15 protein-coding genes are annotated in these 13,026 nt (G+C 66.4%); 6 read left to right on the top strand and 9 right to left on the bottom strand.

Annotated features, from left to right (window positions below):
• Positions 1 to 111 precede the first annotated feature (111 nt).
• From purQ to purC, 3 genes are all read right to left on the bottom strand, one after another.
• Positions 112 to 774 (bottom strand): phosphoribosylformylglycinamidine synthase subunit PurQ, encoded by a 663-nt coding sequence (gene purQ, locus DEIPR_RS01060; protein WP_013613974.1) that lies wholly within the window; start codon positions 772 to 774, stop codon positions 112 to 114.
• On the bottom strand, positions 771 to 1,028 hold the full coding sequence (gene purS, locus DEIPR_RS01055) for a phosphoribosylformylglycinamidine synthase subunit PurS (RefSeq protein ID WP_013613973.1): 258 nt from the start codon (positions 1,026 to 1,028) through the stop codon (positions 771 to 773). The genes purQ and purS overlap by 4 nt, the downstream gene beginning before the upstream one ends.
• 144 nt (positions 1,029 to 1,172) lie before the next feature.
• Positions 1,173 to 1,886, bottom strand: a complete 714-nt coding sequence (gene purC / locus DEIPR_RS01050; RefSeq protein ID WP_013613972.1) for a phosphoribosylaminoimidazolesuccinocarboxamide synthase — start codon at positions 1,884 to 1,886, stop codon at positions 1,173 to 1,175.
• Between the two features lie 245 nt (positions 1,887 to 2,131).
• Between purC and DEIPR_RS01045 the strand changes: the two genes are divergently transcribed.
• Both DEIPR_RS01045 and DEIPR_RS01040 read left to right on the top strand, forming a co-directional pair.
• Positions 2,132 to 2,908, top strand: a complete 777-nt coding sequence (locus DEIPR_RS01045) for a TatD family hydrolase (protein ID WP_041221883.1) — start codon at positions 2,132 to 2,134, stop codon at positions 2,906 to 2,908.
• A gap of 329 nt (positions 2,909 to 3,237) precedes the next feature.
• Positions 3,238 to 3,624, top strand: coding sequence for a hypothetical protein (locus DEIPR_RS01040; protein ID WP_013613970.1), 387 nt, complete (start codon positions 3,238 to 3,240; stop codon positions 3,622 to 3,624).
• On the opposite strand, the gene DEIPR_RS01035 is transcribed toward DEIPR_RS01040, so the two are convergent.
• From DEIPR_RS01035 to DEIPR_RS01020, 4 genes are all read right to left on the bottom strand, one after another.
• The gene (locus DEIPR_RS01035; protein WP_013613969.1) at positions 3,566 to 4,558 is read right to left on the bottom strand and encodes an asparaginase; all 993 of its coding nucleotides are present in this window, start codon (positions 4,556 to 4,558) and stop codon (positions 3,566 to 3,568) included. The two genes, DEIPR_RS01040 and DEIPR_RS01035, sit on opposite strands and share 59 nt — an antisense overlap.
• Before the next feature lie 91 nt (positions 4,559 to 4,649).
• Complete coding sequence (gene hemC / locus DEIPR_RS01030; RefSeq protein WP_013613968.1) at positions 4,650 to 5,582, bottom strand: hydroxymethylbilane synthase; 933 nt, start codon at positions 5,580 to 5,582, stop codon at positions 4,650 to 4,652.
• Positions 5,583 to 5,636: 54 nt separating this feature from the next.
• Positions 5,637 to 6,149 carry a DinB family protein gene (locus DEIPR_RS01025; protein ID WP_013613967.1) on the bottom strand — a complete coding sequence of 171 codons (513 nt, stop codon included), beginning with the start codon at positions 6,147 to 6,149 and terminating at the stop codon, positions 5,637 to 5,639.
• Positions 6,150 to 6,235: 86 nt separating this feature from the next.
• Complete coding sequence (locus tag DEIPR_RS01020; RefSeq protein ID WP_013613966.1) at positions 6,236 to 6,727, bottom strand: DinB family protein; 492 nt, start codon at positions 6,725 to 6,727, stop codon at positions 6,236 to 6,238.
• 75 nt (positions 6,728 to 6,802) lie between these two features.
• Here DEIPR_RS01020 and DEIPR_RS01015 point away from each other — a divergent pair, with 75 nt between their 5' ends.
• Positions 6,803 to 7,138: a DsrE family protein gene (locus tag DEIPR_RS01015; RefSeq protein ID WP_013613965.1), complete on the top strand. Its 336-nt coding sequence runs from the start codon at positions 6,803 to 6,805 to the stop codon at positions 7,136 to 7,138.
• Positions 7,139 to 7,240: 102 nt separating this feature from the next.
• Entirely contained in the window at positions 7,241 to 8,194 is a 954-nt protein-coding gene (locus DEIPR_RS01010) for a helix-turn-helix transcriptional regulator (RefSeq protein ID WP_013613964.1), read from the top strand.
• Positions 8,195 to 8,239: 45 nt separating this feature from the next.
• On the opposite strand, the gene DEIPR_RS01005 is transcribed toward DEIPR_RS01010, so the two are convergent.
• Complete coding sequence (locus DEIPR_RS01005) at positions 8,240 to 9,130, bottom strand: tRNA dihydrouridine synthase (RefSeq protein WP_049775027.1); 891 nt, start codon at positions 9,128 to 9,130, stop codon at positions 8,240 to 8,242.
• Positions 9,131 to 9,423: 293 nt separating this feature from the next.
• Here DEIPR_RS01005 and DEIPR_RS01000 point away from each other — a divergent pair, with 293 nt between their 5' ends.
• Positions 9,424 to 9,978, top strand: coding sequence for a GNAT family N-acetyltransferase (locus DEIPR_RS01000; RefSeq protein WP_013613962.1), 555 nt, complete (start codon positions 9,424 to 9,426; stop codon positions 9,976 to 9,978).
• A 75-nt stretch (positions 9,979 to 10,053) separates the two neighbouring features.
• On the opposite strand, the gene DEIPR_RS00995 is transcribed toward DEIPR_RS01000, so the two are convergent.
• Entirely contained in the window at positions 10,054 to 11,997 is a 1,944-nt protein-coding gene (locus DEIPR_RS00995) for an N-acetylmuramoyl-L-alanine amidase family protein (protein ID WP_013613961.1), read from the bottom strand.
• A gap of 343 nt (positions 11,998 to 12,340) precedes the next feature.
• On the opposite strand from DEIPR_RS00995, the gene DEIPR_RS00990 reads away from it, so the two are divergent.
• Positions 12,341 to 13,018 carry a glycosyltransferase family 2 protein gene (locus DEIPR_RS00990; protein WP_013613960.1) on the top strand — a complete coding sequence of 226 codons (678 nt, stop codon included), beginning with the start codon at positions 12,341 to 12,343 and terminating at the stop codon, positions 13,016 to 13,018.
• Positions 13,019 to 13,026 lie beyond the last annotated feature (8 nt).

The raw sequence follows: 13,026 nt of genomic DNA, 5'->3' as shown, positions 1-13,026 counted from the left end.
AAAAAAGGTTCTGAACTGACCCCGCGCTTCGCCTGTGTGGGCGGGCGCCGTCAGACGCAAAACAGAGCCACAGCGAGAGAGAGCGCCAGTCTTTCCACGCCCGCTTTTCGGTTACTTCCTGCGCTTCAGCGACTCGAACACGCCCCGACCATCCTCACTGCCCAGCAGCAGTTCCACGGCCCGCTCGGGGTGGGGCATCATGCCCAGCACGTTGCCGCCTTCGTTCACGATGCCCGCGATGTCGTTGAGGCTGCCGTTGGGGTTGTCCTTGTAGCGGAACACCACGCGGCCCTCGGTTTCCAGGCGGCCAATGGTTTCGGCATCGGCGTAGAAGTTGCCTTCGCCGTGCGCGATAGGGATTTCGATGACCTGTCCCTTCTCGTAGGCGCGGCTGAAGTCGGTGTCGGCGTTTTCCACCACCAGATGCACGGGAGCGCAGTGGAAGTGCAGGTCACGGTTGCGGCTGAGTGCTCCGGGCAACAGGCCACTTTCGGTCAGTACCTGAAAGCCGTTGCACACGCCCAGCACGCAACCGCCCGCTTCAGCGTGGGCCTTGACGGCATTCATGATGGGGCTGCGGGCGGCAATCGCGCCGCTGCGGAGGTGGTCGCCGTAGCTGAAGCCCCCAGGAATGAACACCAGTTCGGTGCCTTCCGGCAGCTCGGTTTCGGTGTGCCAGACGAACTCGGCGTCCTTGTCCAGCAGCAACTTGGCGGCTTCCAAAGCGTCGGTGTCGCAGTTGGAGCCGGGGAATTGAACGACGGCAGTTTTCACTGCGCGGCCTCCTCCACTTCCCACTTCACGTCTTCCATGATGGGGTTGCTCAGCACGTTCTCGGCCATGTCCTTGAGCTGGGCTTCCACGTCGCCGCGCTCGCCGGTCAGTTGCAGCTCGATATACTTGCCCACACGCACGCCGCTCACGTTGCTCTGGCCCAGGTGCGAGAGCGCGCGCTCCACCGTGCGGCCCTGTGGGTCGAGGATAGAAGGCTTGAGGGTCACGTAAACTTTGGCGTTGTATTGAGGCATTTGGGACTCCTTCGGAGATTGTCTAAGGGTCGAGAGGTCTAAGGGTCAAAGCTGCTGGGGCGGTCATTGGTATGGCTTTGAAATAAGCCAAGGGTCTAGAAAATGGGTTAACCAACTTTCTTAGACCCTTTGCCTCCTGGCCCCTTAGACCTCGCTGGTCACGCGCCGCAGCATCTCGGCGTAGGCCTCGGCTTCTCCACCCAGGTCGCGGCGGAAGCGGTCCTTGTCGAGCTTTTCGCCGGTCTGAGCGTCCCAGAAGCGGCAGGTATCGGGGCTGATTTCGTCGGCCAGCACGATTTCACCGCCCGGCAGCTTGCCGAATTCCAACTTGAAGTCCACCAGGGTCACGCCCCGCTTCTCGAAGTAGGGCACCAGGAAGTCACGCACTTTCAGCGCCAGCTCGCGGATACGGGTCAGGTCTTCTTCGCTGGCCCAACCGAGGGCTAAAGCGGTGTCGGTGTTAATCAGCGGGTCGCCCAGCGCGTCGGACTTGTAGCAGTACTCCACCACGGGGCGGCTGAGTTTCTCGCCTTCTTCCACGCCCAGGCGCTTGCTGAAGCTTCCGGCGGCAATGTTCCGCACGATTACTTCTACCGGCACGATGGTCACGGCCTTCACGCGCTGCTCGGTGTCGGAGAGCTGCTCAATAAAGTGCGTGGGGATACCGGCAGCTTCCAGCAGAGGAAACAGGTGCGCGGTAATCGCGTTGTTGGTAGCTCCCTTGCCGGCCCACTCGCCGCGCTTCTGGGCGTTGAAGGCGGTGGCGTCGTCCTTGTACTGGACGATGTACTCGGCGGGGTTCTCAGTGGCAAAGACCTTTTTGGCCTTGCCCTCGTACAGAGGTGCGCTGCTGTTCATAGGGCCTCCATCGCCGCCTCACGGGGCGGACTTACCGCCGCACCCGGTCTGGGCACAGCGGGGCAGCTCGCAGGCTGCGGACAGAATGTAGGGGTTCACTGCTTCCCAGTCGGGGGGTTGCAAGTCAGATTAACTCAGATGGCCTGGCCGCGTTCACGGTTGCTGGATGGAAGGCCCTCCCTTTTGCGGGACCTCTCCCCCTGACCGGCCACTTTGCCCGGCAGCGGCGTGTCATGCTGCCTGGCATGATTGATACCCACTGCCACCTCGACTACCTGGACGCCCCCGCATCGGCACGCGGCGAACTGGGCCTGAGCGGCATGGTCTGTATCGGGGCCGGCATCCAGCACGCCCGCAGCGCCGTGGCCCTGGCCGAGCAGTTCCCCGATGTCTGGGCCACCGTCGGTATTCACCCCACCGGCACCGAAGACGACACCCCGGAGCACCGAGCCGAGCTGGAGCGGCTGGCGGAGCATCCCCGCGTGGTCGGTATCGGGGAAAGCGGGCTGGACGACTACTGGGACGCGGGACAGCGCCCGCAGCAGCTGGCGGCCCTGGAATGGCAGCTGGACCTGGCCGGCCGCACCGGCAAGCCGCTGGTGATTCACGTGCGCGACAAACGGGGCGAGGACAGTGCCCACCGGGGATTGCTGGACGTGCTGCCGCACTGGGAGCATGTGCGGCTGATTCTGCACTGCTTTTCAGGGAACCGCGACTTGCTGGCCTACGGGCTGGAGCAGGGGCACCACTTCAGCTTTGCCGGCAACGTGACGTACAAAAACGCCCCCGAGATTCAGGCCGCCGCCCGTGAGGTGCCCCTGGACCGCCTGCTGCTGGAAACGGACGCTCCCTTTCTGGCTCCGGTGCCGAAACGGGGCAAGCCCAACCGCCCCGGCTACGTGCGGCACACGCTGGAGTTCGTGGCGGCCCTGCGCGGTCTAGACCCCGCCGAGTTAGAAGCCCAGACCACCCACAACGCGCAGCGGGTGTACAGCCTGACTCTGCCAGCAGCTGGAGCCTGACAGACCGCTATCAGAACGGCACAAATTGCTTCAATTCTGACAAGAACAATGGCCTTTTCTTACAAACTGCATCTCTCCCAAACGCCGGAAGCCACACGAGAATGCCAGCAAACTTTCTGCACCGTGACGTCTGGAATGTCATGGAAATGAATGCCAGCTGTGTACTTTGCGTTACACAGATTCGTTATAAGGATGAATATTCTTTAGTCAGAATTAAGAAAAAGTACACCGCAGCGGCGGGCCGACCCAGGGGGGTGGAGTTGTGGAACGGTTCCAGAACCAGGCCAGTGGCTGACTATTCTTGAATTCGACCCTTCAGGAGGCTTCACATGACCCTAGCTGGCAACTTCCACAACCAGGACTTTTCGCAGGCGCTGAGCAGCGTCAAGGCCCAGACCGGCATCCTCGCCCTGAAGAACCTGGCGAGCGAGGCCCGCATGTGCCTGCACCTGAGCAACGAACGCGTACAGGCCGTATTCGTGAACGGCCGCCCGCTGCGCTGCGGCGAAGAGGCCCGCTGCCTGCTGCTGCGGCAGTTCAGCGAGCCGGCCGGCAGTATTCAGTTCGAGCAGGCGCTGCCCGAAGACCTGCGTAAAGGCCTGGATATCTCCGTGGACGCCCTGCTGGCCGACGCCCCCGAGGACTGCGGCTGCAAGGCTAAAGGCTTCCTGCAGAAAATGCGTCAGCGATTTGCCCGCGTGACCAGCCTAAGCTGAGCAGCACCAGCAGCAGAATGCGCGCCTTGTGGGCGTTCAGGAAGCTGGCCGGAATGGCTCCGGCGGCCTGCAGTGTTGCGCCGCCTCCCGCGTAGCCGTAAGCCGGAATCACAGCGCCCGCGTCGGTGCGCGTGGCAATGACGATGGGCTTGCCGCTGCCCTGCGCTCCGGCCACCAGCGGCAGCAGCTCGGCGGGCAGGTTGCCGGCGCCCAGCGCTGCAATGACCAGGCCGTCGGCGCGGGCGAGGGCCTCGGCAAAGCCTTCGCCTGCCCAGCCGGCGTAGGCGTACAGAATTTCCACGCGGGCGCTGAGCGCGGCAGGTCGGTACACCGGACGCTCTTCCGGACGGGCGAAGTAGCGCACGTGGCTGTGGCCCTCCAGCCGGTCTATGCGCCCAATGGGGCCGGGATACCCGCCGAAGGCATCTACGGCAGTGCTGTGGACCTTGGTCACGGTGCGGGCGTCGAAGATGTCACCGCCGAACACCACCAGCGGCCCCCGGCCCCGCGTCTGGGGGTCCAGGGCCACGCCGGCCGCGTCCAGCAGGTTGCCAGGGCCGTCCCACGACGCTTCCGCCTGATGGCGCATGGAGCCGGTCAGCACCACCGGCACCGGGGTATCCACCAGCAGGTGCAGCGCGTAGGCGGTTTCCTCCAGCGTGTCGGTCCCGTGCGTGACCACGATGCCGTCCGAGCGTGGGGCCGCCTCTTCTATCAGCCGGGCCAGCTCCAGCATGTGCCGGGGCTTGATGTGTGGGCTGGGCAGCGTAAAGGGCGTTAAGTCGCGGACCTCTACCCCACTCAGCTCCGGCAGGCCCGGGGCGCCCTGCGGCGTGACGCCCTGCCCGCCTTCACCCTGTGGCCGACTGGCAATGGTTCCACCGGTATGGATGGCGGTCAGGCGCTGAGAACGGGCCGGTGCGGACTGAGACATGCGGTCAGTGTAGGACAGCGGTGCAGGAAGCTACGGCCACCCGGCGTGCCCCCACAAGCTCCCTGCGCCGGTCAGCCCGCGGCCCTCAGTCTCAATCCTCTTTGGCCATCTCAATCAGGCGCTGAGCGCCCTGGCTCAGCATGTCCTCGGCCAGTTCGGCGCCGAGGTCCGCGCACTCGCTGGCGTCGCCGCTGGTGGTGGCCTTGATCACTTCGGAGCCGTCCACAGCGCCCACCCAGCCTTCCAGCGTCAGCAGGTCACCCTTGACGGTGGCGAAGGCGCCGACCGGGGCCAGGCAGCCTGCGCCCAGGCCCGCCAGAAACTCGCGCTCGGCGGTGATGCGGTCATCGGTCACGGCGTCGTTGATGGCGTAGGCCACCTCGGCAATCAGGTCGTCGTCGGCGCGGACTTCCAGTGCCAGCGCCCCCTGACCGGGAGCCGGCAGCAGGATGTCGGTGGACACGAACTCGTCGGCCCGGTGGCGCTGGTCGGTGCGAATCAGCCCGGCACCGGCCAGAATCACGGCGTCGTAGTCGTCGCTGGCCACGGCCGCCATGCGCGTTTCGATGTTGCCGCGCACCGGAATCACCTGCAGGTCCGGGCGGAAGGCTTTCAGGAACGCCCGGCGCCGCACCGAGCTGGTGCCGATGCGGGCTCCCTGGGGAAGGTCCGCCAGCGACTTGAAGCCTTCTGCGCCCACCAGCACGTCGCGGGCATCGGCACGCTTGGGAATAGAAGCGATGTCCAGGCCTTCCGTCTGCTCAGTGGGCAGGTCCTTGAGCGAATGCACGGCGATGTCGATGCTTTTGGCCAGCAGGGCGTCCTGAATCTCCTTGATCCAGAAGCCTTTGTCGCCAGCCTTTGCCATGCTCTGCAAACTGGCGCGGTTCTTGTCACCTTTGGTGGTGATGGTCTGGATTCTGAATTCGGTCTCGGGCCACTGCTCCTTGAGTCTTTCGACCACCCAGCGGGTCTGGGAAAGGGCGAGCGTGCTGCCACGGGTGCCGACGGTTACGGTACGCACAGGCCGCAGTATAGAGGGGCACCCGCAGCCGGTGCGAACCTACGCTGCGTCCACCTACTCGCGCCAGATGGCCCACAGCGGGGAATCCAGCTGGTCCATGTCCTCCGCGCTGCGCCCACCTTGCCGCAGCAGGCCCATGACCTGGCCCCGGTGGTGGCTGTCGTGGACGATGATGTGCTGCAGGAAGTGGGCCGGGTGGGCCTGATAGGTGCCCTCGCCGTGCGGGTCGGGGAAAGTGCGGCCTTCTTCCAGCGCGGTCTGCACTGCCCGCAGCGCCGCCTCGTCGCCCAGGCGAAAGGCCCCCGCCAGTGTGGGCAGGTCGGCCGACAGCTCGAAATGCTGCCAGTCGCCGCTGACCACTTCGGGCAGCCCCTGAGCGTCGGCGGGCGAAATCAGCGACAGCCAGCCGGGGCGAAAGTAGGCGAGGTGGCCCAGGTGCTGTCCCACGGTCCAGCCACCGCGCCCGTCGGAGAGGGCTAGGTCGGCGGGCGTGAGGGCCGCCAGCAGCGCCTGGTTCACGCGGCCATTGCGGTGAAAAGATTCGAGCAACAGGTCGGGAATGGTCATGTCCGTTCTCCTTGGATGTCAGGGGGCGGTACAGGCTGGTTTTTCAGTTCTTTGGAGCCGGCAGCGCAGGGCGTCCAGCGCCGCCGCTACTCTTCAGTCACGTCACCGCGCTCATAGAAGCCGGGCGGCGTCACGCCCAGTTCGCGCAGATACACGAAGCCCTGGGCACGGTGGTGGATTTCGTTTTCAATCAGGTACTCGGCGCTCTTGAAGGGCGACATCCTGCCGAACGGCGTGTCTACCGGAGTCAGCCACGTTTCGGCGCCGACTTTCGGGAATGTTTCCGCCAGTTCGGCCGTCTGCTTGTCCCAGCGCTGCAGAATCTCGGCGCGGCTGGGGAGCTTCTGCTCAGGGTCCGGGTCCTCCCAGTGGGGCTTGCCGCTGCGGAGCCACTCAAGCTGATAATCCATCATGCCCAGAATCTCCAGGGCCATCATCTGAAAGGGACGCATGCCGGGCGCGGCGTGTTGCCCGAAACCTTCTTCGGGGAACGCTTCGATGGTGCGGCGGGTCAGGTCGCGGTGACCCTGCCAGTGGGTCAGCAGTGTGGCAGGGGTTTGCAGGGTGATTTCGCTCATTTCCTTTGCCTCCTGCCCGCAGCGTAGGCCGCATTCCCGTCAGGGCATGACGTATTTGGAGCGTAGAGTGGAGGCATGTCCGACTTGAAAGTGGTGCTGCATGTCTCCGAGGCTGACCGCTGGCACGCCGCGCTGGGCAACCTCGCCAACCTGACCGCGCTGGATGACCGGCCAGCGGTGCGGGTGGTGGTCAACGGCTCGGCGGTGTACGTCCTGCAGGGCCAGCACGACTGGCTGGGCCACATGGCCGAAGCGGCAGCAAAAGGCGTGACCTTTCAGGTCTGCCGCAATTCGCTGCGGGCCCACGACATCGAGCCGGGCACCCTGCCCGAGTGGGCCACCACTGTCCCCAACGGCGTCCTGGCCCTGGCGGAAGCCCAGCAGGGAGGCTTTGCCTACATCAAACCCTGAGACCTGCAAAGGGCGCGGGCTGTCCAAGAGGCTAAGCGTCAAGCAACTTGATCCCTTCGACTCTCAGCCCCTCAGACTCTTGGACACTTAGACACCCACCCCATGACCTACGACCCTTCCCTGCGTGTGCTGACCGTGCTGGAACTGCTCCAGGCGCGGGAAGAAGTCACGGGCGCGGAGTTGAGCCGGCGGCTGGAAGTCAGCCCACGCACGGTGCAGCGGTACATCATGAAACTGCAGGATTTGGGCATTCCGGTCGAGGGCAGGCGTGGTGTGGGCGGGGCGTACCGCCTGAAACCGGGGTTCCGGCTGCCGCCGCTGATGTTCACGGGTGAGGAAGCCCTCAGCCTGGCGCTGGGGCTACGGGCGCTCAAGCAACTGGGGCTCCACACGCTGACGCCCGCTGCCGAGGCGGCCAGTGCCAAGCTGAAGCGCACGCTGCCGCACAGCCTGCGCGAAGAGGTGCAGGCGCTGGAAAAGGCCGTGCAGCTTGACGATTCGCCCTGGGTGGTCAGCACCAACGCGGCGACCCTGGCGGCGCTGCTGCGGGCGGTGCGGGAGGCGCAGACGGTGGACATCACCTACACCTCAAACAAGGGCGCCGGTACGCGCCGCCGGGTCAACGTGTACCGGGTGATGCATGTGGACGGGCGCTGGTACGCGGTGGGCTGGTGTCAGCTGCGCCAGGAACTGCGCTCCTTTCGCCTGGACCGCATTCGGGACCTGGCCGTGCTCGACGAAACCTTTACCCCACCCCAGGACTTCGATGCCCTGGCGCATGTCCGCGCCCATCCCTGCAGCCAACCCCTGCACGACATCAGCGTGTGGCTGGCTTGCCCACCGGAGCAGCTGCACGGCTTTCTGAGTGTATGGAACACCGACATCCGTGCCGAGGAGGGCGGCACCCGCATCCGCTGTCAGCGCGAGCAGCTGGACTTCTTCGCCGCCTTTTTGCTGAGCGTGCCGTGCGAGTTCCGCGTAGACAGCCCACCGGAACTGTTAGGCGCGTTCCAGCGGCTGGGCGAACGCTGTCACGCACTCCTTCACACGGACTAGGACAGCGCCCGGGCCCTCTACCAGCGGTCCCGGCACCACGGCCCGTCAGCCGTCCAGCAAAGGGGCTAGCACCCGCGCCACGTCCTGTGCCGTATCTACCTTGACCAGCTCATCACGCAGCTCGGGATGGTCGGGCAGATACTTGGGCAGCACCTTGCGCAGAGGCTTCACCGAGCGCACGCCGTAGCGGTCCTCGCCGTAGAACTCGGCCTGCAACTCGGCGTGCCGAAGCGCCGTGCGGGCACGAACCTGGGCACTGGGGTACTCGTCGCTGCCGCTGGCAAGCGCCGCAAACAGCCAGGGGTTGCCCACCGCGCCGCGCCCAATCATCACGGCCGCCACGCCGCTGCTTTGGCGCTGCCTGGCCGCGTCCAAGGTGGTGATGTCGCCGGAACCAATCACCGGAATGTTCACTGCCGCCGCGACCTGCGCAATCGCGTCCCAGTCGGCCTCGCCGGTATAGCGCTGCTTGGAGGTGCGCCCATGTACGGTAATCATGGCTGCGCCCGCTGCCTCCAGCCCCTGCGCCACCTCCACGGCGCGGTTCTCATCCCAGCCCAGGCGGATTTTGGCGCTCACGTCCAGGGTTGTTGCACTCTTCATGGCCCGAATCAGGCTGTAGGCCACTTCCGGCGTCTGCAGCAAGCAGGCGCCACCTTTACCGTGGACTTTGGGCACCGGGCAGCCCATGTTCAGGTCAATGGCTGCCGGCGCGAACCACTCTTCCGTGCGCTGCACGGCCGCCGCGAGGTACTCGGGAATGGCCCCGAACAGCTGCACCACCCGCGCCGACTCGCCGGGATAAGGCCGGCCCAGGGTCAGGTCGGGGCCGTCGTGCTCCATCAGGCCACGGGCACTAATCATTTCGCTGACCGTCCACAGGGCGCCCTGCTCGGCGGCCAGCTGACGCATCGGCGCGTCGCTGTAGCCGGCCATCGGGGCCAGCACCGCGCCGGGACGGTTCAAACGGGAAGCGTAAAACCCACTCACGCTCCGTACCCTAGAGCATCTGCCCCCAGCACACCGGAACTCAGGGCGGAGGGGGAGCAAAAGGCGCCGGAGCGGGCGGAGGCCAGGGGAATTTCTGTGGAAGGGTTGAGAAAAGGACCAGGCTGCGTCAGGGGTTTGTAGGAAGGGCGGGGGGTATGCTGAAGGCCGTTCCCACCTGGTCTCCCAGCGGCACTCCATGCGGCCGGCGGCGGGCCGGGCCGGGGCCAAGGAGGCTTATTTTGAAGACCAAAACGGCCCACCTGGGTGACGCACAGGCCCTGTACGCGGTCTACCGTGACTCGCCGGACTACTTCCAGATGCTGGGCACCGAAATTCCCACCGCCGCCGAGGTCGAGCTGGAACTGGGCCTGGCGCTGATGGACCGGCGCCGGCATGTCGAGCTGATTGAGCACGGCGGGCAGGTCGTCGGCGTGCTGGACTGGAAAGAGGCCTATCCCGAGCCGCAGGACGTGACCGTGAACCTGCTGCTGCTGACCCCGCCGCAGCGCGGCAGCGGGCTGGGCAGCCGGGTGATGTGGGACCTGGAAAGCCGCCTGCCCACCAGCACCGCCCGGCTGATGGCGTCGGTGCTGGGCGAGAACCCGGCCGGTGCGCGCTTCTGGGAGCGCCTGGGCTACCGCTTCGCGGTGGACGCCCGCCCGGTCATGACCTGGTACGCCAAGCCGCTGGGCACCAACGGGACCAGCGGTCCCGAATCCGGGGCGCCGCATGGCAGCGCAGGGGAGCGCCCGGTAGGCGTCAGCCCGCAGGCCCTTCCGCTGCGGGTGAGCTGAGCCTGCCCCGCTCCGCGCAGAGGGCCGCACCGGGAAGGTCCCCCAGTGCGGCCCTCTGTGGCGGCAAACTTCGGCTCAGTCGGCCTGGTTGCCGGGCAGCTGTCCTACCGTTTCGGCGGGCGCCGCATGAACGCCGGTCCGCAGCGACTCGTGAATTCCCTTGGCTATGCCCAGGGCGACACGGTCAATGTAGTTCTGGTCGGTCAGGTTGATGGAGTCCACCGGATGGCTCACAAAGCCGATCTCGACCAGGGCGGCCGGCACCCGGTTGGTCCGCAGTACGGCCAGCGACTGGTGGTTCTTGATGCCGCGTGAGAACGCACCGCTGGTGTCCACCATGTTCTTTTGCAAGATGCTGGCAAAGGCCGGCGAGAGGCGGTGGTTGGCGTTGTACCAGGTTTCCACGCCGTAGCCCTTGAGGGCGCTCTGAGCGGGCATGGCGTTGGCGTGGATGCTGACGAAGGTGTACCCGGCCGAGCCCATGTTGGCCCGCATGCGCAGGTCGGTGGCCTTGTTGGCGTTCAGGGCGGTGTCGCGGTCACGGGTCATCACCACGTCGATGCCGGCTGCATTCAGGAACTGGCGCACGCGCAGCGCCACGTCCAGCACGACTTTCTTTTCCTGCACGCTGCCTATGGCACCGGGGTCGTTGCCGCCGTGCCCAGGATCCAGGACCACCTTGGGTTTCACGGCACTGGCGTAGCTCAGGCCACCGGCAGGCGGCAGCGAAGTCAGGTTGCTCAGGCGCCGCTCCTGGCTGGGCAGCGGGCGCAGGTTGGCCAGGGCCGGGGCCACGTCAATGGCGAGGCGGTAGCGGTCGGTGCTGCTGTCCACGGGCGGCAGGAAAAAGGCGCGCCAGCCGCGTGCAGCGGTGGTGGGGCTGCCGGTCTGCAGGTTGAGGTTCACCGTGTTGCCCGAGGAGCGGTAGCTCCAGGCGGCCAGCTCGGCACCGATGCCCGAAGCGCCACCGTTCTGGGCCCGCACACCGCTGATCACCACGTTCAGGCCGGCGCCCTGCGGGTCAATGCGGTAGGACGCACCCGGCGGCAGGTCCACCACCACACGGGTCATGCCGGGGCTCTTGCCCACGCGGGGTTCGCCCAGCAGGTTGTTGCCGCCCGATCCCGGTACGCGGCCGCTCATGTCGCTGCTGGAGGTGTAGCCGGGTGCGTCGGCCAGCTCGGGGGGCAGCGGCTGCGGCTTGACGGTGCCCACCGTGTCGCCGGGGGCAGTGTCAGCCGCTGCAGGAGCAGGAGCTGCAGCCACCGGCGCCGGGCGGGAGGCGGGAGCTGCAGACGGCACGTAGGCCGGCGTGACCACCAGCGGCTCACCGCGTGGCTGGGACGCCAGCGGCCGGGCCGGCAGCTGATAGGGGTTGTTGCTGCGGTCCAGCGAGTTGGCCCGCGCCATAGGCGAAGCCAGGCCGGTCCCAGAGGAACCGCTGCCGGCATACGCGGGAGCCTCAGCCACCGGCATGGCGGTTCCGGGCTGCATGGCCCGCAGACTTTCGCTGCTTGCGCCGCCCTGAACAGCTTCACCGAATTCCAGAATCAGCACCCGGCTGCCCGAAGCGATGGTGGCCTCGCTGGCCTTCCAGCCGCCGGATGCGCCCAGAGGATGCGCCGTGCCCAGGAACACCTGGTTGCCCCCCGCCTGGTAGCGGGTCACCACCGGGCTGAGGGAGCCGCGGCTGTCCGGCTGCACGGGAGCGCCGTCCACACGCACGGTCAGGCCGCTGTAGGCCGGGCTGAGCACATAGCGGGCACCAGCGGGCAGGTCGAAGACCACTTTGGTCACGTCCTGCCCGCTGGTGCGCGGCGAACCGAAGCTGGTGGCGGCCGGACGCGCCTGCGCCACTTCCGCCGGAGCTGAGGCCACTCCGGGGAGGGCGCCTCCCGAGCCGCCCGACAGTGACGGAAGCGCTGTGGTGGGAGCCGTGCGCTGGAAGGGATCGGTCTGTGCCGAGGCCCAGCCAGCGCTGCCGACCAGCATCGAAAGAAACAGGGCGCGCGACTTCATGATTGCTATAGTGTCGCCCCTTCCTATGAGAAACCCAAACGCAACAGTGCTCTAAAGCCCAAAACCCCCCGGAAATCCACTTTGCCCTGTTCATCGCCCTCTCTTCGAAAGCGTCTCGGACGCCGTTCCCGCATTTGGAAATGTTCCAGAACATTTATGAGAAAATGAAAAGATTAGTTCATTTCCGGACCGTGCCGTGATCTCCTTGGGCACCCCATGAGCCTGCCAGCAGGGCGAGGGAAGCCCCGCAGTCCCAGCACATACCGCTCTTGGAACGGCGTTCCAGACGGCCAAGAGGACCGGTGCCCCGGCAAGGTGGCTGCGTGCACTAAACTGGCGGGCGATGAGTCAGCCCGCGCAGCCACGATTTCCGACCCCGGCGCCGGTGGCCGTGGTTATTCCTGCCTTCAACGAGGAAGCCACTGTGGCCGAAGTGGCGCGGGTGGCCCTGGAGTTCACGCCCGAAGTGGTGGTGGTGTCCGACGGCAGCTCTGACCTGACGGTCGCGGCGGCTCAGGCCACCGGCGCCCAGGTGCTGGACCTGCAACCCAACGGGGGCAAGGGTGCGGCCCTGTACGCCGGTCTGCAAGCGGCGCAGGCCGAGTGGGTGGTCATGCTGGATGCCGACCTGACCGGCCTGACCCCGCAGCACCTGCACAAACTGGTGCGCCCGGTGCTGGCCGGCGAGCTGGATATGACCATCGGCGTGTTCGAGGGCGGCAAGTTCATGTCGGAGTGGGGCAACCGCCTGACCCCGCAGCTGAGCGGGCAGCGGGCCTGCCGCCGCGAGTGGCTGCTCAGCGTGCCCCGGCTGCCGCAGGAGCGCTGGCCCGAGCCGGCCATCACCGAGCATCTGGAAAACACCGGCCTGCGCTGGGACTACGTGGAGCTGCCGGATATGGGGCAGGTGCTCAAGGAAAAAAAACGTGGTCTGGTCAAGGGGGTGGTGTACCGCACCCGGATGTACGCCGACCTGCTGACCTACCGGGTGCGGCGCCGGCGGGACAAGCCCGGCAAGTAACGCGGCTG

It is taken from the genome of Deinococcus proteolyticus MRP (assembly GCF_000190555.1).
GTDB classification, from domain to species: Bacteria; Deinococcota; Deinococci; order Deinococcales; family Deinococcaceae; genus Deinococcus; species Deinococcus proteolyticus.
Note: the sequence above shows the minus strand (reverse complement) of the source record. Positions and strands in the feature narration are given on the sequence as shown.

Bases quoted from the DNA above. Each gene is read 5' to 3' on its own strand.
- purS (WP_013613973.1), bottom strand. From the start codon at position 1,028: ATGCCTCAATACAACGCCAAAGTTTACGTGACCCTCAAGCCTTCTATC.
- purC (WP_013613972.1), bottom strand. From the start codon at position 1,886: ATGAACAGCAGCGCACCTCTGTACGAGGGCAAGGCCAAAAAGGTCTTT.
- DEIPR_RS01045 (WP_041221883.1), top strand. From the start codon at position 2,132: ATGATTGATACCCACTGCCACCTCGACTACCTGGACGCCCCCGCATCG.
- DEIPR_RS01040 (WP_013613970.1), top strand. From the start codon at position 3,238: ATGACCCTAGCTGGCAACTTCCACAACCAGGACTTTTCGCAGGCGCTG.
- DEIPR_RS01035 (WP_013613969.1), bottom strand. From the start codon at position 4,558: ATGTCTCAGTCCGCACCGGCCCGTTCTCAGCGCCTGACCGCCATCCAT.
- DEIPR_RS01025 (WP_013613967.1), bottom strand. From the start codon at position 6,149: ATGACCATTCCCGACCTGTTGCTCGAATCTTTTCACCGCAATGGCCGC.
- DEIPR_RS01020 (WP_013613966.1), bottom strand. From the start codon at position 6,727: ATGAGCGAAATCACCCTGCAAACCCCTGCCACACTGCTGACCCACTGG.
- DEIPR_RS01015 (WP_013613965.1), top strand. From the start codon at position 6,803: ATGTCCGACTTGAAAGTGGTGCTGCATGTCTCCGAGGCTGACCGCTGG.
- DEIPR_RS01010 (WP_013613964.1), top strand. From the start codon at position 7,241: ATGACCTACGACCCTTCCCTGCGTGTGCTGACCGTGCTGGAACTGCTC.
- DEIPR_RS01005 (WP_049775027.1), bottom strand. From the start codon at position 9,130: ATGGCCGGCTACAGCGACGCGCCGATGCGTCAGCTGGCCGCCGAGCAG.
- DEIPR_RS00995 (WP_013613961.1), bottom strand. From the start codon at position 11,997: ATGAAGTCGCGCGCCCTGTTTCTTTCGATGCTGGTCGGCAGCGCTGGC.
- DEIPR_RS00990 (WP_013613960.1), top strand. From the start codon at position 12,341: ATGAGTCAGCCCGCGCAGCCACGATTTCCGACCCCGGCGCCGGTGGCC.